The sequence below is a fragment of the Thiocapsa bogorovii genome, assembly GCF_021228795.1.
Taxonomy (GTDB): Bacteria; Pseudomonadota; Gammaproteobacteria; order Chromatiales; family Chromatiaceae; genus Thiocapsa; species Thiocapsa bogorovii.
Window position 1 is genome coordinate 4,360,546 of record NZ_CP089309.1, and the last position, 19,275, is coordinate 4,379,820.

General features: G+C 63.5%; 17 protein-coding genes. 7 read left to right on the top strand and 10 right to left on the bottom strand.

Annotated elements, in window-relative coordinates; translation table 11 throughout:
* Positions 1-57 precede the first annotated feature (57 nt).
* The 4 genes from LT988_RS19305 to LT988_RS19320 all read left to right on the top strand — a co-directional run bounded on the left by LT988_RS19305 (position 58) and on the right by LT988_RS19320 (position 4,285).
* Positions 58-813: a cell division protein ZipA gene (locus LT988_RS19305; RefSeq protein WP_232407136.1), complete on the top strand. Its 756-nt coding sequence runs from the start codon at positions 58-60 to the stop codon at positions 811-813.
* Positions 789-3,059 carry an NAD-dependent DNA ligase LigA gene (gene ligA, locus LT988_RS19310; RefSeq protein WP_232407137.1) on the top strand — a complete coding sequence of 757 codons (2,271 nt, stop codon included), beginning with the start codon at positions 789-791 and terminating at the stop codon, positions 3,057-3,059. Before LT988_RS19305 ends, ligA begins: the two co-directional genes overlap by 25 nt.
* Before the next feature lie 136 nt (positions 3,060-3,195).
* Entirely contained in the window at positions 3,196-3,468 is a 273-nt protein-coding gene (locus LT988_RS19315) for a segregation and condensation protein A (RefSeq protein WP_232407138.1), read from the top strand.
* Between the two features lie 4 nt (positions 3,469-3,472).
* Complete coding sequence (locus tag LT988_RS19320) at positions 3,473-4,285, top strand: carbonic anhydrase (protein WP_232407139.1); 813 nt, start codon at positions 3,473-3,475, stop codon at positions 4,283-4,285.
* Positions 4,286-4,470: 185 nt separating this feature from the next.
* On the opposite strand, the gene LT988_RS19325 is transcribed toward LT988_RS19320, so the two are convergent.
* Positions 4,471-5,784 (bottom strand): cytochrome c family protein, encoded by a 1,314-nt coding sequence (locus tag LT988_RS19325; RefSeq protein ID WP_232407140.1) that lies wholly within the window; start codon positions 5,782-5,784, stop codon positions 4,471-4,473.
* A 410-nt stretch (positions 5,785-6,194) separates the two neighbouring features.
* On the opposite strand from LT988_RS19325, the gene LT988_RS19330 reads away from it, so the two are divergent.
* Positions 6,195-7,646, top strand: coding sequence for a multiheme c-type cytochrome (locus LT988_RS19330; protein WP_232407141.1), 1,452 nt, complete (start codon positions 6,195-6,197; stop codon positions 7,644-7,646).
* Positions 7,646-8,275, top strand: a complete 630-nt coding sequence (locus LT988_RS19335) for a NapC/NirT family cytochrome c (RefSeq protein WP_232407142.1) — start codon at positions 7,646-7,648, stop codon at positions 8,273-8,275. Before LT988_RS19330 ends, LT988_RS19335 begins: the two co-directional genes overlap by 1 nt.
* An 18-nt stretch (positions 8,276-8,293) precedes the next feature.
* Here LT988_RS19335 and LT988_RS19340 read toward each other — a convergent pair whose 3' ends face one another.
* The 4 genes from LT988_RS19340 to LT988_RS19355 all read right to left on the bottom strand — a co-directional run bounded on the left by LT988_RS19340 (position 8,294) and on the right by LT988_RS19355 (position 10,851).
* Complete coding sequence (locus LT988_RS19340; RefSeq protein ID WP_232407143.1) at positions 8,294-8,515, bottom strand: hypothetical protein; 222 nt, start codon at positions 8,513-8,515, stop codon at positions 8,294-8,296.
* Between the two features lie 370 nt (positions 8,516-8,885).
* A complete protein-coding gene (locus LT988_RS19345) occupies positions 8,886-9,755 on the bottom strand; it encodes a peptidylprolyl isomerase (RefSeq protein ID WP_232407144.1) in 870 nt (289 codons plus the stop codon).
* A 117-nt stretch (positions 9,756-9,872) separates the two neighbouring features.
* Positions 9,873-10,175, bottom strand: coding sequence for a YciI family protein (locus LT988_RS19350; RefSeq protein WP_232407145.1), 303 nt, complete (start codon positions 10,173-10,175; stop codon positions 9,873-9,875).
* 1 nt (position 10,176) lies between these two features.
* Positions 10,177-10,851 (bottom strand): inner membrane-spanning protein YciB, encoded by a 675-nt coding sequence (locus tag LT988_RS19355; protein ID WP_232407146.1) that lies wholly within the window; start codon positions 10,849-10,851, stop codon positions 10,177-10,179.
* Between the two features lie 373 nt (positions 10,852-11,224).
* Between LT988_RS19355 and LT988_RS19360 the strand changes: the two genes are divergently transcribed.
* On the top strand, positions 11,225-12,577 hold the full coding sequence (locus LT988_RS19360) for an alanine/glycine:cation symporter family protein (RefSeq protein WP_232407147.1): 1,353 nt from the start codon (positions 11,225-11,227) through the stop codon (positions 12,575-12,577).
* Positions 12,578-12,843: 266 nt separating this feature from the next.
* Here the strand turns inward: LT988_RS19360 and LT988_RS19365 are convergent, their stop codons facing one another.
* The 5 genes from LT988_RS19365 to LT988_RS19385 all read right to left on the bottom strand — a co-directional run bounded on the left by LT988_RS19365 (position 12,844) and on the right by LT988_RS19385 (position 19,221).
* On the bottom strand, positions 12,844-13,167 hold the full coding sequence (locus LT988_RS19365) for a BolA family protein (protein WP_232407148.1): 324 nt from the start codon (positions 13,165-13,167) through the stop codon (positions 12,844-12,846).
* Positions 13,168-13,287: 120 nt separating this feature from the next.
* Entirely contained in the window at positions 13,288-13,857 is a 570-nt protein-coding gene (locus LT988_RS19370) for an ankyrin repeat domain-containing protein (RefSeq protein ID WP_232407149.1), read from the bottom strand.
* 175 nt (positions 13,858-14,032) lie between these two features.
* Positions 14,033-15,406, bottom strand: coding sequence for a Trk system potassium transporter TrkA (trkA, locus tag LT988_RS19375; RefSeq protein WP_232407150.1), 1,374 nt, complete (start codon positions 15,404-15,406; stop codon positions 14,033-14,035).
* 207 nt (positions 15,407-15,613) lie between these two features.
* Positions 15,614-16,984, bottom strand: a complete 1,371-nt coding sequence (locus LT988_RS19380) for a sigma-54-dependent transcriptional regulator (RefSeq protein ID WP_232407151.1) — start codon at positions 16,982-16,984, stop codon at positions 15,614-15,616.
* Entirely contained in the window at positions 16,981-19,221 is a 2,241-nt protein-coding gene (locus tag LT988_RS19385; RefSeq protein ID WP_232407152.1) for a sensor histidine kinase, read from the bottom strand. The genes LT988_RS19380 and LT988_RS19385 overlap by 4 nt, the downstream gene beginning before the upstream one ends.
* Between the last annotated feature and the right edge of the window lie 54 nt (positions 19,222-19,275).

Here is a 19,275-nt window from a genome sequence, read left to right on the forward strand (position 1 = left end):
CTCGCGCGTTGATATACTCCACCCAGTCCTGAACGTCAGACCGACACGAACGCTTGAATGGACGCCAATACCATCCGTCTCATACTGATTGCCGTGGGTGCCTTGCTCATCCTCGCCCTCTTCCTGTGGGAGCGCAGCCGCCGGGCCGACGACGACACGGACGAGGACGACGACTACGAGGAGGCCGATGCGCCTTACGGTCTGTCGTCCGGCAAGCGCGAGCCTGATCTCGGCCTCGGTCGCGCGTCCTCGCCCGTGCGCAGAGACGACTCCGCCGTGGCGGAATCGCCTCGTGCCGCGCGGGAGTCCGGGAGCTCGTCGGCGTGGGCGTCGGAGTCCGACTCTGAGGACGATCTCGAGTCCGAGGTTGCCGGCGAGATCGAGCCCCTATTGATCCAGCTCAGTGTCGGCGCGCGCCGCGAGCCCTTCTTCGGACCTGAATTGATGGACGCCGCGGAGGCTTGCGGTCTTCGTCCCGGCCGGATGGATATCTTTCACTGTCTCGACGAGTTCGACGACGATACCCGCATCTATTTCAGCATGGCCAACATGGTGAAGCCGGGGATCTTTCCGTTCGACGCTATGGACGAGTTCTCGACGCCCGGTTTGATGCTGTTCGCCCAGCTCGACGGGCGTCCGGAGGACATCACGGTCCTCGAAGAGATGATCGCCACGGCGCGAAAGCTCGCCAGCGAGCTCGATGGCGACGTCCTCGACGAGACGCGTCGCCCGCTGACGGTCGCTAAGGAAGAAGATCTGCGCCGGGCCGTGCTCGAGAACGAGCGCCGATGGTCGAGAACGTCGGAGCGTTGACCGGCTCGGATGCCGACCGCGAGCGTGCCGCCTGGCTGCGCACGGAGATCGCTCGCCATAATGACCGCTACTATGTCCTCGACGATCCGGAGATCCCGGACGCCGAGTACGATCGTCTGTTCGCCGAGCTTCAAGCCCTGGAGACCCGCTATCCGGAGCTGAGGACACCGGATTCGCCGACACAACGCGTCGGCGCTGCACCGCTCTCCGCCTTCGCTCAGGTGCGGCATCGTTTGCCGATGATCTCGCTTGCCAACGCCATGAGCGACGATGAGCTGGCCGAGTTCGACCGCCGGGTCGTTGCGGCCCTGCCGGGAACGGAGCCCGTCCTCTACACCGCCGAGCCCAAGCTCGACGGGCTGGCGATGAGCATCCGCTACGAAGAGGGACTGCTCGTTCAGGCAGCGACCCGTGGCGACGGCTCCACCGGCGAGGATGTCACCGCGAACGTGCGGACCGTGAAGAGTGTCCCGCTGCGTCTCCTCGGCGAGGCGTGCCCCGCCGTGCTCGAGGTGCGCGGGGAGGTCTATATGTCACGCGAGGGGTTCGAGCGGCTCAACAAGGCCGCAGCGCAGCGCGGCGAGCGGGTCTTCGCCAATCCGCGCAATGCCGCGGCCGGGAGTCTGCGCCAGCTCGACCCCCGAGTGACCGCCACTCGGCCTCTGAGTTTCTGCTGTTACGGTTGGGGCGAGACCTCGACCGCTTCCGAGGCGAGTCAATACGCGATGCTGCAGCGCCTAGCCGGTTGGGGGATCCCCATTTCCACGGAGCTGCGACAGGTCGAGGGGCCCGACGGCTGTCGGGCCTATTTCGAGGGGTTGGGGCGACGCCGCGATGCGCTGCCCTACGAGATCGACGGCGTGGTCTTCAAGGTCGACCGGATCGCCGATCAGGCGCGGCTGGGCGCGACCGCCCGTCATCCGAAGTGGGCCATCGCGCGCAAGTTCCCCGCGCAGGAGGCCCTGACGGTCGTCGAGTCGGTCGAATTTCAGGTCGGACGCACGGGCGCAGTGACCCCGGTCGCCCGGTTGCGGCCCGTGCAGGTGGGCGGCGTCACGGTGGCCAACGCCACGTTGCACAACATGGACGAGGTGACCCGTAAGGACGTTCGAGTCCGCGATACCGTCGTCATCCGACGTGCCGGCGACGTGATCCCCGAGGTCGTGAGCGTCTTGGTCGAACGCCGACCGCCCGACGCGGTGCCGGTCGAGATGCCTGCCCACTGTCCGGTGTGCGGTTCCGACGTGCTCCGACCCCCGGGCGAGGTGGTGGCGCGCTGTACCGGTGGCCTCTATTGTCCGGCCCAGCGCAAGCAGGCGATCCGGCATTTCGCCTCGCGTCGTGCCATGGATATCGATGGCCTCGGCGAGAAGCTCGTCGAGCAGCTTGTCGATTCGGGTTTGGTGCGCGAGCCGGCCGATCTGTATCGGCTGACCGCGGAGCAGCTCGCCGGTCTGGACCGGATGGGCGAGCGATCCGCGGCCAACCTGATCGAGGCCCTCGAGTGCAGCAAGTCCACGAGTTTCGCGCGCTTCATCTTTGCACTCGGGATTCCGGACGTCGGCGAGACGACCGCGCAGGCCTTGGCCGCCCGGTTCAGCGGAATCGCGGAGCTGGAGCGGGCACGCGAGTCGGATTTCGTGCGTGACCGAGGGGTCAAAGGGGTCGGGCAGGAGACGGCGACCGCATTGCATCGCTTCCTGGTCGAGCATCCGGAGGTCGAGGCGCAGGGCGATCTTGCGGACTGGCTCGCGGGACTGAAGCTCCCCGGTTTGACGCCTGCGCGCGCGCAGGCGTTGGCCGGACACTTCGATGATCTGCCGGCGCTTCGCGCCGCCGAGCTCGAAGATCTCTATTTCAACAGCGCTCGGCTGGTCGAAGGGATCGGTCCTGTGGTGGCGGCGGAGATTGCGGGCTTCTTCGCTCAAGCGCACAATCGCGAGGCGATCGATCGCCTGCTCGCGGCGGGGATCCAATGGCCGGACGCGCCGGCACCTGCGCAGGACACGGACGCGCTGCCCCTCGCGGGCAAGACGATGGTGATCACCGGTACACTCAGCCGGTCGCGCGACGAGATCGCAGCCCGGTTGAAGGACGCCGGTGCGAAAGTCACGAACAACGTCTCGAAGAAGACGGATTATTTGATTGCGGGAGAGGCGGCGGGCTCGAAGCTCGAGAAGGCGCAATCACTCGGTGTTGCGATCCTCGACGAGGCGATGCTGAATGCCTTGCTCGATCGCCCCTGATCTGCGCGGCGCCGGATTCTTCCGGCATCGCCCCAATGTTGCTGAATCAAACAACAAACGGACGTCGGAACCGCATCGACCGCGGTTGTCCGCTTTCCGTGATCGCGCCGTCTCTCCAGACCTTACGGACCTCGCCATGCATGAATTGAGCAAAGAGCAACAAATCCTGATCGCGATGCGCAAGACCCTGTCTGCGATCATTCGAGACGTGACCCCGCCGCCCGGGATGCGTCACCCCTTGTCCGATCCGACCATCGAGGACGTGCGTCAATGCTTGGGCCTGATCGCCGCACGCGAGAAAGAGCTGGCGGACGCTCAGGGTCGCGGCGGGGAGCGCCCCTACTATGTCGACGAGCCGCCGGATGCCCGGGTCGTACCCATTGCCGGCATCAAAAAACGCAAGGAGTGATCCGATGACCTTTCCGTGCCTGGCCAACCCCGATGCCGCCCGACGGCACCGTGTCGTGCGTTTGACGCTCTGTCTGGTCGCGGCCGGTCTGTGCCGTGATGCCGCTGCGCGCGATCCGGTGACAACGCGGGTGCCCGAGTGGTCGTACTCGGGGGTGGCTGGCCCGGACCAATGGGGCGATCTCGGCGGCGCATACGAGCTTTGTTCGCGGGGCGAGCTGCAATCGCCGATCGATATCGTCGAGACCCAGCGCGTCACCTACACGCCCTTGCTCTTTCGCTACCGATCGCAGCTCCTCGAAGCGGAAAACACCGGCCACGGAGTGCGTTTGATCTCGCCTCCCGGCAGTGCACTTGTGGTCAGGGGGCAGGCCTATGACCTGGTCGAATTCAACTTCCATGTCCCCGGTCTGCACGCTTTCCAGGGGGTTACTGCAGAGGCCGAGATCCACATGGTGCACCGCGACGGGCAGGGCGGCTATGCCGTCGTTGCCGTGCCGCTGCGGGCCGGCGATCGCGAGAATCGGATTCTCGACCGTATCCTGGAGCATTTTCCGATGCAGCCCGGGGAACGGGTGCGGCAACGTCAGGTCGGCATCAATCCGCTCTTCCTGCTGCCGGTCGATCGAAGCTACTACCGTTACACGGGTTCGCTCGTCACGCCCCCATGCACCGAGCCGGTGCTCTGGTTCGTCTTTCGCGAGCCGCTCGAGGTGAGTGCCGACCAGATCCAGCGCATCGCGCGGGCCACCGGCGCGAACGCCCGACCGGTCCAACCCCTCAACGGCCGTCCGGTCTTCTCGCTGTTCCGCTATTAAACCGCGCCCCTTGCGGTCTACGTTGTTTTTGGATGGGATCGGCCTCGGCGAACTTCACGGCCGTTGGAGCGGGCGCGGTTTAAGGTTTTATTCTTCAACACTTTAAACCGCGCCAGATCCAACAATCGTCGAGTCTGCCGGGGCCGATCCCATCCGAATACGTCACATACCACGCTGGGCGTGGTTTAGGGTGCGACGATGGACTGCTCGACCTCGGCGACGAGGACCGGATCCGTCAACTCGGTCGGGAGTTGGCTAAATTTTTCAACCAACGACGGCCACATGAGGTTGTAATAGAGCTCGCCGCGCACGAGCACGACACCCTCCGAGGGGATCTCGTAGGCGATCTCGCGCGTCTCGTGTGGCTTGAGTCGGGTGTCCTCGCCGGGCTGCGTGGCGGTCGGCGGCGGGGCGGGCAAGCCTTTGTCGTCCGCGAGGGCGTAGAAGAGATACGCCTTCGGATCGTCCTTGGCGGGATGGCCCTCGGCGTTCTGCCAGACCACCTCGCCTTGATCGTTGTAGGCGGTGAGCTTGAAGTACATGTTGCGGAAGGGCGCCCCGGTCGGTACGGCGTGGGGTTGCGAGTTCTGCAAAAAGACCTTTGTCTTGAGCATGTCGCCGTCGAGATCGCTTTGCACGTCGAAGACGACCGAGCGTTTCAGCATGCCGTGGTCATGTCCGCCGCCCATGGAGTGATCGACGAGCCCGCCCGAGATCGGCATGTGGCAGGATTGGCATGCGGCCTTGCTGCCGCTGGCGATGAACTCGTCGCCGGTCGCACACAAGGCGACGTTGTTGGGGTTGTTGCGGCGGTCATGGCAGCCCATGCAGGCATCCGAGGTCTTCATCAGAACGGGACTGGCATCCATGGCGAGCGCCGGGATCTCGATGCCGTCCATCTCCACCGGCTCGCCGAGATGCGGGTTCGGTTTCTGCGAATCCTCCGCATCGTCGACCGCTCCGCCGAAGAGATCGTCACCGGCCGCGGTAAGTTTCTGAACGCCGCGCGGGAAGGCTGCGGGCCCTTGGAGCTGGTCCGAGACCTCGTACGCTTTCAGGCCGAGACGTAGCTTCCCGTCCTCGCCCTGAATGCCTTTGTAACTCTTCAGCGTATGGCAGGCGACGCAGTTCACGCCTTCGCTGTAGGCGACGTGCGCATCGAGCTTGGTGGTCTTGTCGCGCGCCGCGTTCGGGGCATGACATTGCAGACAGACCGGGTAGGTACCGGACCTCTTGTGCACCTGTCCTTCGGCCGTCGGGTCGCCGACCTCCATTCCGTAGAAGGCACCGTGGATCGGGTCCTTCAGGGCGGTGCTGTTGGCGTGCATGGAGCCTTTCCACTGTCGATAGATCTCCTCGTGGCAGGTCTGGCAGACCTCTGCCGAGATGAGATGCATCGGCTCGGATGCTTCTTCGCCCGCCGCGGCCGGGCCGGCAATGCCGGCGAGGCCGAGTGCAAGACCGAGTGAGATCGAGAGTCCCGCGAACAAGCGTCGCATGATGATGAGCCTCCTTATTTATCGTGATACGGACGGTTCGATACGGATGGTTGTCCAACCGCCGAGGATTGTTCGTCATTCGCGCGCTTCATTAAAGTGCGCCCGATCAATGAAACTCCATTCGCGTCGCGAGAGAGAGCTACGTAATAATATAAGCATCATCTTATTCTCCTTGTTGTTGAAGTTCTAGGCGTCTTCCATTCCGTGTGGTCGTCGTCTGTGTATCAAGAAACTGTCGAAAAAACTGATCAAATCATCGTTTTCTGGATTGCCCATAGCCTTGTGGACCTAGGCGGATGTCGCCGGTTGTCTGTCTTGGAATATCGGCAGATACTGAATTAGATTGCTCCGGATTTGCGCTTTATACTCCGACCTGTTTTCCTCTTTCAGTCGGTCAAGAGGTCGTCGCGATGCCCCCTGTTGTACTTTCCGATTCATTCCGACGTGTGCTTTTCCTTTCGGTTTTCGTGCTTGCCTTTCCGGCCGCTGCCGAAAAGGTGAAGCTCGACCCGAGCCACTGGGGACACGAGGCAGGCGATGCCTGCGTCAGTTGTCACACCAAGTCATCGAGCGGTCTCGCTCAGCAGTGGCAGGACAGCGCCCATGCCGCTGCGGGCGTGAACTGCATGGATTGCCACCAGGCCGAGCGAGCCGACGTGGACGCCATCGAGCATGAGGGTCAGATCATCGCGACGATTGTCTCGCCGAAGGATTGCGGGCGCTGTCACGCGAAGGAATTCGACGAGCAGCAAGGCTCGGTTCATGCCGAGGCCTACTCGATCATCGAGGACCGCCTTCCGGCGCTGGCTCGGAATGTCGGCGGCTCCGCGATGCAGGCCGCCTCCTGCGATCAGTGTCACGGCTCGCGGGTGAAGGTGCGCGGAGACGGGACACTGGATCCCGCGACCTGGCCCAACTCGGGTATCGGGAGGATCAATCCGGACGGATCCAAGGGGTCATGCTCCTCCTGTCACGGTCGGCACCGCTTCTCGAAGGCGCAGGCGCGCGAGCCCGAGGCGTGTGTGCGCTGTCACTCCGGTCCCGACTCTCCGGACAAGGAGATCTTCGAGGCGTCTAAGCACGGAATGGTCTATGCGGCCCATCGCGACGAGATGAATCTCGATGCCGCCGAGTGGATTGCCGGGCGCGACTACACGGCCGCGCCGACCTGCGTGACCTGCCACATGGGCGCCGCCGGGAAACTGCCATCGACACACGATGTCGGTCTGCGCAATGTCTGGAGCCTCAATACGCCGGTGTCCAAGCGCCAGTTTCTCGTCATCTTCGAAGACGGTGCCAAGATGGAGCTGCCCTCGGACGAGACCGCGCCGCGACGCGGCACCGAGATGGCCCGTGCGGACGGTACGGTCGGGGTCGTCAAGGCGGTCGCCACACCCGAGCGGCGCCGCCAAGCCATGACCCTGGTCTGTGTCGAGTGCCACGGGAAAGGCTTCACTGAGGGTTTCATGCGCCAGTTCGACGCCGTGGTCGAGCTTTACAACACCAAGTTCGGCGAGCCGGCCCGTGCGATCATGGCCGGGCTCTACGAACGCGGTCTGCTCACCCCGACCGCGTTCGACGAGCCGATCGAGTTCACCTACTGGGAGCTATGGCACGACGAAGGCGCACGCGGTCGACACGGTGCCTCCATGATGAGTCCCAACCATGCCTGGTGGGAGGGGATGTATCTGGTCGGCCGTAACTTCTATGCGCGATTCCTCCCGGAGGCGCGCGCAGCGGCCGGCGAGCAGGCGGACGCACTTGTCGATGCCGTGCTGCGGGCCGATGGGCAGCATCAGTGGCTGGAGGACCCGACCCAAAGGAGCGCGATCCTCGGCTTCGCCCCGCAGGAGGCTGAGTGATGGGCCGCTTGCGCGCACCTTTGTTCATCACCCGTCATGTCTTGATCGCGCTCGTGGTCGGGGGGGTGGGAGGGGTGCTCTTTATGACCTTTCTGCTCGAGTTCGACCACTACACCAGCAGCAATGCGTTCTGCACGACCTGCCACTCGATGAGCTATGCCGATGAATCCTATCGGCAAACGGTCCACTACAACTCGGCATCAGGGGTTCGTGCGTCCTGCGGTGACTGTCACGTCTCCGAAGGTGTCTTCGCCGCGACCTGGGATCATGCGATCGGATCGAAAGACCTCTTCAAGCAGATCTTCGGACCGGACTACGACGACCCGGTGATCAATGCCTTGCATCTGCCGGAGGCGGCCTTCGCCGCGCGCAAATGGTTTCAAAAGCGCGATTCGGCTACCTGCAAGCGCTGTCACACGCTGGAGGCGATCCAAGGCAAGCGCGCCGATACCGCAGCGATCCATCGCGAGGAGACGGACGGTAAGTCCTGTATCGACTGCCACTACAACCTGGTTCACCGTCAGGTGCCCGACGCGAGTACCTTCAAGCGCGAGGCTTGGAATCGGATGGTCGAGGAGGAGTTTGCGCTGGAGCCCGGAACGGCCGAGCGGCTCATGAGTGCGCACTGAGTCCGCGAACAGTCTCCGTCAGTGCTCGCAGTTGTCGAAATGGTGCCTTGACCAGGGGAAGATTGCGAGCGCAAAGCCGACACCCAGCGTCACGGCGCCTCCGAGGACCGCCAACAGGGCGAGGTGCGCGGTCGGCACGGGCAGACCCGCGGTCTCTGCGACCAGAAGCAGCAGGACGCCGGATACGAGCAAGCCGGCGGAGAAGACAACGGTCGAGCGCAACGTGGTGCAGGAGATCATCGGATCTCTCCGTCATTTACAACATAATTAAATTCTAATACAAAAATCTTAGGATGCAATGCCGTCGGCGGCGGCGAACCGTGATCTCGGTCGCATCCGAGCTTTGGGAGGGTGTGGGGCGACTCAAGGCGGCACGGCCTCTCGGTGTCAACCGGAATGTCCGCGAACCAACATCTTCCCCGGATCCGAGTGCCATTCGGCCGGAACCGAGTGAACGGCGGGCCGTGGGCTGCGGTAGGGACGGTAGGGCATGTAGGGGCCTCGGGGCGACTTCAGTCGCCCACCTTTCAGTTGCCCCTACACGCCCCCTGCAAGCCTTGTGGATCGATGGACAGAAACGACCCGACTCCTTCGCCGGGCCGTCGATGCGTTACTTGGACTCTTCCGCCGCGGCCTCGTCGGTCGGCTTGAGCTTCACGACCTCTTCGTTGAGCTCGACCATGGCACCGTCGCGCATCTCGGCGAGCTTCTCGGAGATCTTTTGGCGCTTGAGCAAGAGCGTGAGCTGCGGCTCGGCGTCTTCGAAGCTCGGGGGCTCGGCCTTGCGGGAATCCTGCAGCTCGATCACATGCCATCCGAACTGGGTTTGTACGGGTGACTTCGTGAAGCTGCCGACCTCCATCCCGGCGACCGCCTCCGAGAAGGGGGCAACCATCTGGTTGGCGTCGAACCAGTCAAGCTCGCCGCCGTTCTTGCCGGTCGGTCCGAGCGAGTGCTCGCGCGCGAGATCGCCGAAGTCGGCGCCGCCCTCGAGCTCCTCGATCACCTTCTTGGCTTCTTCCTCGTCCTTCACGAGGATGTGACGCGCCTTGTATTCGGTTCGGGTCGCGTTCTTCTTCACGTCCTCGTAAGCCTTCTTCAGTTCCTCTTCGGTCGGCACGACCTCTTCGGCCATTGCGGCGAGGGCGGCGTTGGAGAGGATCTTCATCCGCTGCAGATCGATGGCGACGGCGACCTCGGGATCCTCCTCGAGCTTGCGTCGCGTGGCTTCCTGCGAGGCAACGACCAGGCTCATGAACTCGTTGAAGGCCTGCTCTTGCAGCGCCGGGGAATTCTCTCCCTGATTCTGTTGCAGACGCTCGAGGAAAAAGAGTCGAAACAGATCCAGGTCATACGGGGTGCCGTTCACCGTTGCGATGATGACGTCCTCACCGGTCTCCGGCTCTTTGGCGTCCTCGGCGAGGACTGCCCCGGCGGCCATCAAGGCGCAGAGAACGAGAGTAAAGCGACTTGTCTTCATGGTGATGATTTCCGTGTGTCAGATTCAGTGGGATCCGGGATGCCGGGATGTGCAAGGGGGTGGGGCGGTCCACCCGGGTGTCGTCCGTGTTTTGCGACCGGTGGATGTGCTCGGTTCTCAGGCCGGAAAAACCCGTTTAAAGGGCTTGACCTGCACCTCTCGGTAGACACCGGCGTCCCGATAGGGATCCGCCTCCGCCCATTGCTCGGCCGCGGACAGATTCGGGAATTCCGCCACGATCAAGGATCCGGAAAAGCCGGCGGTGCCGGGGTCCGGGCTATCGATCGCGGGGTGAGGCCCTGCGAGAATCAGGCGGCCTTCGTTCTGCAGCGCCTCCAGGCGCGCGAGGTGGGCCGGTCTTGCGCCGAGACGTGCCCCGAGACTGTCCGGGTTGTCGACGGCGATGATGGCGTAAAGCACGTCAGTCGGCCTCCAGGGTCGAGGGTTGGTCCTTCATGTGTCGGGAGAGATAAACGGCCTGAGCGATCACGAACACGATTGTCATCCCCATCATACCGAAGAGCTTGAAATTGACCCAAACGTCTTCGCGTGCCTGGGCATCGTTGCAGAGCGAGAGAAGGTTGCCGCCGAAGCGCTCGGCACAGTCGGAAAGGTCCACATCCGGAAGGCCCGAGGCGAGGATCAAGGCCTCCCGGGCGCCGAAAAATCCGCTGCCGACATAGACGACGAAGAGATTGACGAGCCCGGTCACGATGAAGAAGGTGATCCACATTATGTTTAGGCGCAGCCAAACGGCCGCGGGGATCTCGATGGCGTTGCCCATCATCCGCTCGATCAAGGGCCGTTTTCCGATGAGCTGGCTGCCGAGAAAGACAGCCGCGAACAGCCAATTCACGATTGTCGGTTTCCACATGACGAAGATCGGATCCCGCAGGGCGAGCGTCAGTCCGCCGAACAGGACGAGCAGTCCGAGTGTCACCAGCGGCATGGTCTCGACACGCCGTCGACGCACCCAAGACCATCCCACCAAAACCGCCGAGGCGGCGATCGCGACCCCGGTCGCGACATAGATGCCCTCAAGCTTGTAGGCGACAAAAAAGAGAAGGATAGGAAAGAAGTCGACAAGAAGTTTCATGAGGCTCGGGTCGCCGATTCGGCGTGTTCAACACTGTGGGGGTCATGCTTGCGCCGTCTTCCGAGCCGGCTCGTCGCCGTTCAGGCGCGCGGTTCTCGGTGGGTACCATGAAACCCGAGGCGATCGGCGTGTGCAGGGCAATCAAGCTCGTTAACCGGCTAAGGATACGGCGATCGGGCGGGCAGGGCAAAGCCCTTCAACTGTCGGATCGCGTTCGACTGCCCCATCCCGGCCGGATCCGGCGTCATTCTCGAGCGAATCCATCCGGTTGACGTGTATAGTTGCATCCGGTTTCCGGAATCGACTCCCGCTCACGCCGCCGACTGTCCGGCGGCCCCGGCGGGCGCGCAACTGTCTTTAGAGGAGGCTTCACGTGGAGGTGATCGCGGATTGGGTCGGCACGATCAACGGGCTTGTCTGGGGCCCTCCCATGCTGGTTCTCATCTTGGGAACCGGGTTCTTCCTGATGCTCGGCCTACGCTTGATGCCGATCCTCAAGTTGGGGTACGGATTCAAGATGCTGTGGGCCGGGCGGCATGCTCAAGGCGAAGGCAACATCACGCCCTTCAACGCCTTGATGACCTCGCTTGCAGCGACGATCGGGACGGGGAACATCGCCGGTGTCGCCACGGCGATTGCGATCGGTGGACCCGGTGCCCTGTTCTGGATGTGGTGCACGGCGCTCGTCGGCATGGCCACCAAGTATGCCGAGGGCGTCCTGGCGGTGAAATACCGCGAGGTGGATGAAAAGGGCAACTACGTCGGTGGCCCGATGTACTACATCAAGAACGGACTGGGTCGTCGATGGCTCTGGCTTGGCACCGCCTTCGCGATCTTCGGGGGGCTCGCCGGATTCGGGATCGGCAACATGGTCCAGGCCAATTCGGTGTCGCACGCCCTCAACGGCACCTTCGCGATCCCGGAGCTCTGGTCGGGGATCGCGATGGCCGTGCTGGTCGGTTTGGTCCTGATCGGCGGCATTCGTTGGATCGCCCAGGTCGCCGGCAAGCTGGTTCCCTTCATGGCGATCGCCTATGTCGTCGGTGGTTTGGTGGTCTTGGCCTTCAACGTCGACCAGATTCCGCAAGCCATCTATCAGATCGTGTTGCACGCCTTCTCGCCGACGGCCGCTGCGGGCGGATTTGCGGGCGCAACGCTGATGCTGGGCATCCAGATGGGCGTGGCCCGCGGCATCTTCTCCAACGAGGCCGGTCTAGGTAGCGCCCCCATCGCGCATGCGGCCGCGCAGAGCCACGATCCCATCCAGCAGGGCACGGTCGCCATGCTCGGCACCTTCATCGACACCATTATCATCTGCACCATCACTGGCTTGGTGATTATGGTCACGGGGGTCTGGACGAGCGGAGAGACGGGCGCGGGCCTATCCTCGGCGGCCTTCAGTGCCGGCCTGCCGTCGGTGGGCGGTTACATCGTGACCCTCGGGCTGGCGCTCTTTGCCTTTACGACCATCCTGGGGTGGAGCGTCTACGGCGAACGCTGTGTGGAATACCTGTTGGGGATCCACGCCATCGTTCCCTTTCGGCTGGTCTGGGTCGCGGTCATTCCGGTCGGGGCGATGCTCGAGCTTGATTTCATCTGGCTGGTCGCCGATACGCTCAATGCCCTGATGGCGATTCCCAATCTGGTCGCACTGCTCTTGCTCAGCCCGATCGTCTTTCGGATGACGCGAGAATACTTCGCAGATCCGATCAACCGCCGGGTCTAGTACCTCGTTCCACCTTATTTTGCGTGCTCAGCGAGGCGAGAAGCGTTCAGCGGCTAGGCGCGCGAGTGAAGGAAGAGTGACCCTCTTTCAAGCTCGCGCAACAACGGCGCTGAACGCTTCTCGCCTCGCCCTTCGGGAGCCCCCCCAAAGGCGCCAGGGCAGCGTTACAGCCCTTGGAAATAGCACCCACTATTCCCCGCGGACTGTGCCTTGCCCTGACGCCTTTGGGGGGGCTCTGAGCATGCAAAATAAGGTGGAACGAGGTACTAGTGCGGCGTCGCCTTCGAGCCGCCCTGGCAGGGCGGCGATTCGGGGGCAACGCCGCCTTTGGCGAACCACTCCTCCGGGGTCCAGGTGTGTAGAGCGATGGCGTGGAGTCCGCCTTCGAGCTCGCTGCTCAGGGCGCGATTGAGGAGACGATGCCGCGCGACCAGGCTCTTGTCGGCGAAGGCCTCGCTGACCACCAGGATCTTGAAGTGGGATTCGGCGCCGGCAGGCACCGAATGCATGTGGCTTTCGTCGACGACCTCGAGATGCATGGGGTCGAAGGTGGTCTTCAGGGTGTCCTCGATGCGGGTTTTTCGGTTCATCTGGGCTCCGGCTCGGATCGCCCGTTCGGGCGCGTCCTCGTCAACTATGGCCCCTTCCTCACCGACACAAGCATCGAGGCCGGTGATGTGTCCGCAGGCGACCCGACCGCGTTCAGGAGTCTAGCCTTGTTGTCCCGAAAGACGCTCGACGAGGGCCAGGTGACCGGCCTCGCGTGCGTGGTCCGCCGCCGAGCGCCCCGCGAAGTCCTTGAGGGTACGATCGGCGCCATGGCGCAGTAGGACCTCGACCGTCTCGTCGTGGCCTTTTCCGGCGGTCCAGATCAAGGCCGTCCAGCCTTCGGTCTGCTCTTGATGATCGATCATGGCGCCGTTGCGCAACAGTAAATCCACGATCGATGCGTGATCGTTCGAGGCCGCGAGCATCATGGCCGTGTAACCGCCCTTGTCCCGGGCGTCGATCTCGGCACCGGCCTCGAGGAGCCGCTCGACGACATCGAGGTGCCCGTAAAGTGCGGCCTTCATGAGCGGCGTCCAGTCGCAGCTGTCGCGAACATCGACCGTCGTAGATGGCTTCAAGAGGGCGTTCAAGGCGGAGAGATCGCCTTGCTCGGCAAGGTCGAGCAGTTCCGAACCCTCTGCTTCCGGGGTCGAGTCCGATGGGTGAAAGGCGGCAAAGGCGACGAGGATCGCGATCGCCGCGAGTGCAAGAATACGGATGAGGATGTTCATGACCGCCTATTCTCCGGACCCGGAACCGGGCGGCCAATGCGAATCGGCAACCCGAGGCGAGTCGTGGGAGATCCTGTCGCCGGCACGGATCGAGCCGCCACCGGCGCGCGTCGGTCATGCGGCGGTCGTGAGGGGATGACGCGGCAGACGGATGTGTGTACCCATCGTCATTTCCTTAGAGAAACGTGACCCCCACCTGGAACAGTCGCTCGACCTCCGGGATCCGCGCCTTGTCCTGAAGGAAGAGGATGACGTGGTCTTCCGGTGCGATCACGGTGTCGTGGTGCGCCATCAGGACCTCGTCGCCGCGAACGATCGCACCGATACTGGTGCCCCGCGGGAGCCTGATGTTCTCGATGCTGCGTCCGATCACCTTGCTCGAGGTCTCGTCGCCGTGGGCGATGGCCTCGATGGCCTCCGCCGCGCCGCGTCGCAGAGAATGCACGACGACGACGTCGCCGCGCCGGATGTGCTTCAACAGGCTTCCGATGGTCGCCTGCTGCGGCGAGATGGCGATGTCGATGGCCCCGGATTGCACCAGCTCGACGTAGGACGGGCGGTTGATCAGGGCCATGACCTTGCGTGCGCCGAGCCGCTTCGCGAGCATCGCCGAGAGGATATTCGCCTCGTCGTCGTCGGTGACGGCGCAAAAGACGTCGGTGTTCTCGATATTCTCTTCCAGGAGCAGATCACGATCCGCCGCGTCGCCGTGCAGCACGATCGTCTTCTCGAGATTCTCGGCAATACGCTTGCAGCGTTTCAGATCGCGCTCGATGACCTTGACCCGATAGTTGACCTCCAGCGCTCCCGCGAGCCGCGTACCGATATTGCCGCCGCCGGCGATGATCAGACGCTTGTAGGGACGGTCGAGACGCCGCAGCTCGCTCATGACCGAGCGGATGTGCACGGGGGCGGCGACGAAGAAGATCTCGTCGTCGGCCTCGATGACCGTATCGCCTTGGGGCTCGATGGCCCGATCATGACGGTAGATGGCACCGACACGCGCGTCGACCTTGGGCATGTGCTCGTGCAGGGTGCGCAGCTCGTGCCCGACCAGGGGTCCGCCGTAGTAGGCCTTGACCGCGACCAGTCGGATGCGTCCCCCCGCGAAGTCGAGCACCTGCAAGGTCCCGGGGTTTTCGACCAGACGCAGGATGTACTCGGTGACCAATGCCTCCGGACTGATCGGAAAGTCGATCGGCAGGGCATCGGTCCCGAACAGCTTGGGTTGATCGAGAAAGCTCTGCGCCCGCACCCGCGCGATCTTGGTCGGGGTGTGAAAGAGCGTGTAGGCGACCTGGCAGGCCACCATATTGGTCTCGTCGCTGTTGGTGACCGCGATGATCATGTCGGCATCTTCCGCACCCGCGCGACGCAGCACGTCCGGGTGCGCACCGTGGCCCAGGATGGTGCGCAGATCGAAACGATCCTGAAGCTCCCTGAGCAGGTCCGGGTTGTGATCGACGACGGTGATATCGTTCGCCTCGCTGACCAGATTGGCGGCCACCGAGGTCCCGACTTGGCCGGCACCGAGGATGATGATCTTCATTGATTAAACCGCGTCCGGGGATTTCATGTTGTGGCGTGGCGTCCTTCGGCCTCGTCGCTCCTCGGTACGATCGGCGCGACGCGGTTTAAGATATGGAAACAAAGAACTTGAAGTGCGTCAGTGCCAAGGTCTGTAGAGACGCCCAACCTGTGTTCCAGATTCCAACTGGACATGCCTCGCCGGACGCACTTCAACGGGGGACGCACGTCAACGCCGCTCCTTGATCTCGATCCCCAGCGAGCGGAGCTTGCGGTAGAGATGCGTGCGTTCCATTCCCGCCTCCTTGGCCATCTTGCTGACGTTGCCTGTGTGTTTTTCGAGCTGGTAATCCAGATAGGCCTTCTCGAACTGCTCGCGCGCCTGGCGCAGCGGCTGATCGAACGAGACCAGGCCTTCGAGCGCCTGTCCCTGGGATGCCGGCGGTGCACCGAGCGCGGATTCGACCTCCTTCTGACTGATCTCGTCCCCGGCACCCAAGATCAGGACCCGTTGCACCAGGTTCTTGAGCTCGCGCACGTTGCCCGGCCAGGAGTAGTTGCGCAGATAGTTTTGCGCACCCACGCTGAAGCGGCGGTACGGCAGCTTCTCGTGGGTCGCGAAATAGTCGAGATAGAAGTTCAGCAGATCCGGGACATCCTCGGCGTGTTCTCGCAGCGGAGGGATGTTCAGCGGGACGACGTTGAGATGGTAGAAGAGATCCTCGCGGAAACGCCCGGCACGCACCTCCTCTTCGAGATTGCGCTGGGTCGCGGCGATGATCCGCACATCGATCCGCACCGGCTCGGTTCCCCCGACGCGGATGAAGGCTCCGGTATCGAGTGCGCCGAGCAGCTTGGCCTGGGCATCCAGCTCCATGTCGGCGACCTCGTCGAGCAGCAGTGTCCCGCCCGCGGCCTTTTCCAGATTCCCGTAATGGGTGTGCTCGCCGTCCTCGGCTCCGAAGAGCTCGAGCGCGGCATTGCCCCCGGCGAGCGTGGAGACACTCAGATCGACGAAGGGACGCTCGCGGCGCGCGCTCTGTGAGTGCAGATAGCGCGCGAAGGTCTCCCGACCGCTGCCCGCATCCCCGGTAATCAACACCCAGGTGTCGTGTTGAGCGATTCGCTTCACCTGCTCGCGCAGGCGTTGCAGGGTCGCACTGCGCCCGACCGGCTCGTGTACCTGAGGTGCGCGACGTTTGAGCCCGATGTTCTCCTTCTGAAGCTTGTCGGCCTCGAGTGCCCGCTCCACGGTGAGCAGGAGCTTGGCCATCGAGAGCGGCTTCTCGAGAAAATCGTAGGCGCCGAGCCGGGTCGCCTCCACGGCGGTCTCCACGGTGCCGTGCCCGGACATCATGATGACCGGGCAGGGCAGACCGTCCTCCTCTTCCGACCACTCGCGCAGCAGCGTAATGCCGTCCAGATCGGGCATCCAGATATCGAGCAGGATCAGATCCGGGCGGCGCTCGCGCAGCGCGTGCCGGGCGGATTCGCCGTTTTCCGCGCTCACCACGGCGTAGCCTTCATCCTCCAGGATCTCTTGGACGAGACCCCGGATGTCGGGCTCGTCGTCGACCACCAAGACGTGCGTTGCACTCATCGTTTTTCATCCTGTTCTCGGCCCTCGGGCACGGACCTGGTCCCCTGCCGGATCGGCAGGCGGATCCGAATCATCGCGCCTTGACCGGTATTCTCGACCTTGATGATACCGCGGTGTTCCTCGACGATCTTCTTCACGATGGCCAAACCCAGACCGGTTCCTTTGGCCTTCGTGGTCACATAGGGCTCGAACAGACGCTCGAAGAGATGCTCCTCGAATCCCGGCCCGTTGTCGGCGACCTCGAGCTCGACGAGCGATAAGCCATTCTCGCGTGCGACGCGCGTCGACACCGCGATGCGCGCGTCGGGACGCCCGTCCATCGCCTCCTGCGCGTTCTTGATCAGATTATGAACCACTTGACGCAAGCGTAACGGATCGCCGCGCACCTGCACCCCCGGCGCACCGAGATCCACCTCGAGGGCGCTCGTGCCGGCGCTGCGATACAGGTCCAGCACCTCTTGGGCGAGTCGGTCGAGCTCCAAGGGCTCGGCGTGGATGTGCGGCGTGCGGGCGTAGTCGGAGAAATCGTTGACCATCGCCTTCATGGCCTCGACCTGTTGAACGATGGTCCGGGTCGAGCGATCGATGATCTTCGCGTCCGCCTCGTCGGCCTTGGCGAGCAGCTTATGCCGCAGACGCTCCGCGGAGAGCTGAATCGGCGTCAATGGGTTCTTGATCTCGTGGGCCAGGCGTCGGGCCACCTCGCCCCAGGCCGCATTGCGCTGCGCGGTGATCAACGAGCTGATGTCGTCGAAGACCACGACGTGACCCCGCTGCTCGCTGTCCGGAAGCGGTAACGGGCTGCCCCGGCACATCAGGGTCTGACGGTTCTCGCCGCGATCGAGCTCGATCTCGGCACGCCAGTCCTCGCCCGCGAGGATATGGCTGCGCACCGTCTCGGTCCAGGGTGTGAGCCAGGGCAGCTCGCGCTCCACGCGCGCGAGCTCCGGCGGCTCGTCTTCGGCAAAGGCAAGGGAGAGGATCTGACGCGCCGCCGGGTTGGCGGTCCTTAAACGTTGGTCGGCATCGAAGGCGATGACGCCGGAAGACAGACGCCCCAGGACCGTTTCGAGATAGTTGCGCTGGGTCTCGACGGCTTGCTGGCTGCGGTTTGCGGCATCCCGTGCCCGGGCGATGCGCCGCGTCATTGCGTTGAACGAGGCGACCAGAAAGGCGAGCTCGTCGTCGTGTTTGGGCAGCGGGAGCTGTTGCTCGTAGTCGCCCTCGGCGATCGCGCGGGTGCCGCGCGCGATATCCGCAACCGGTGCGACGAGGCGTCGTGCGATATGAAAGGCGGCGATCACCGCCGCCATGACGCCGAACAGGAGCACCAACGACAGGGTCAAAGAGAAGCTCAGCTTCAACGACTGGCGCAGATACGCCAGCTCGGTGTAGCGATTGTAGGCGTTTTCCAACCGCTCCGAGAGCTCGGTGATGCGTGCCGAGGTCGGGAAGATCGCCTGCATCTTCATGTCTCGCCCACGCGGATCCTGCACCAACACCCGCACGATCAACTCGCCGCCGAGATCACTTTCCAGGCCGACATAGTTGTTGCCGGCGCGCACGCTCTGCTGGATCTCGCGCTCCGCCTGATTCGGAACCAACTGGGTCGGATCCTCGTTGGCGTTGCCGAGCACTTGGCCGCCGGCGGTGTAGACGGTCAGCTCGATGGCGCCGGCCTGACGCCGCAGATTGTCCAGACTCAGTGCGATCGCGGTCGAGGAGCGATCCTCGATCCCGGCGATGAGCTGCTCGGTGTACCGGGCCAGGACCCGCTGATTGAGATCGAGCGAGGCCTGATTCAAGACCAGCGCGTCCTGCATGGCTTGGCCGATCTCCACGTCGAACCAGCTGTCGATCCCGCGCAGCAGGAATCCGAGCGAGAAGTAGTAGACCACGCCGACCGGCAGCAGGGAGACAAGCACGAAGAGCACCAGGATCCGCCCGGTCAGGCGCGATCCGGCCGCTTGCTGCCGATAACGGCGGACCAGCTTGACGATGTTGACGATGACGAGAATGGCGAGCGCGCCCAGACCGGCCAACACCACCGAGAGCAGGGGCACGAAGGCACGGCTCAGGGTCTCGGAGTTCTCGACCGCATCGCGCATCAGAACCAGGACGACGAAGAGCGCCAGGATCAATGCCGCGACCGGCAAGGCGCCGAGTCCGCGCAGGCGTGCTAAACCGCGTACAGAGCGAGATGCTGAATTTTCGAGCGAGTTCGACGTTTGATTCATGCACAGCCCTTGGCGGGGACGCGGTTTAAAATAATATATTTTTTAATAGTTTAA

Bases quoted from the DNA above. Each gene is read 5' to 3' on its own strand.
- LT988_RS19305 (WP_232407136.1), top strand. From the start codon at position 58: ATGGACGCCAATACCATCCGTCTCATACTGATTGCCGTGGGTGCCTTG.
- ligA (WP_232407137.1), top strand. From the start codon at position 789: ATGGTCGAGAACGTCGGAGCGTTGACCGGCTCGGATGCCGACCGCGAG.
- LT988_RS19315 (WP_232407138.1), top strand. From the start codon at position 3,196: ATGCATGAATTGAGCAAAGAGCAACAAATCCTGATCGCGATGCGCAAG.
- LT988_RS19320 (WP_232407139.1), top strand. From the start codon at position 3,473: ATGACCTTTCCGTGCCTGGCCAACCCCGATGCCGCCCGACGGCACCGT.
- LT988_RS19325 (WP_232407140.1), bottom strand. From the start codon at position 5,784: ATGCGACGCTTGTTCGCGGGACTCTCGATCTCACTCGGTCTTGCACTC.
- LT988_RS19330 (WP_232407141.1), top strand. From the start codon at position 6,195: ATGCCCCCTGTTGTACTTTCCGATTCATTCCGACGTGTGCTTTTCCTT.
- LT988_RS19335 (WP_232407142.1), top strand. From the start codon at position 7,646: ATGGGCCGCTTGCGCGCACCTTTGTTCATCACCCGTCATGTCTTGATC.
- LT988_RS19340 (WP_232407143.1), bottom strand. From the start codon at position 8,515: ATGATCTCCTGCACCACGTTGCGCTCGACCGTTGTCTTCTCCGCCGGC.
- LT988_RS19345 (WP_232407144.1), bottom strand. From the start codon at position 9,755: ATGAAGACAAGTCGCTTTACTCTCGTTCTCTGCGCCTTGATGGCCGCC.
- LT988_RS19355 (WP_232407146.1), bottom strand. From the start codon at position 10,851: ATGAAACTTCTTGTCGACTTCTTTCCTATCCTTCTCTTTTTTGTCGCC.
- LT988_RS19365 (WP_232407148.1), bottom strand. From the start codon at position 13,167: ATGAACCGAAAAACCCGCATCGAGGACACCCTGAAGACCACCTTCGAC.
- LT988_RS19370 (WP_232407149.1), bottom strand. From the start codon at position 13,857: ATGAACATCCTCATCCGTATTCTTGCACTCGCGGCGATCGCGATCCTC.
- trkA (WP_232407150.1), bottom strand. From the start codon at position 15,406: ATGAAGATCATCATCCTCGGTGCCGGCCAAGTCGGGACCTCGGTGGCC.
- LT988_RS19380 (WP_232407151.1), bottom strand. From the start codon at position 16,984: ATGAGTGCAACGCACGTCTTGGTGGTCGACGACGAGCCCGACATCCGG.
- LT988_RS19385 (WP_232407152.1), bottom strand. From the start codon at position 19,221: ATGAATCAAACGTCGAACTCGCTCGAAAATTCAGCATCTCGCTCTGTA.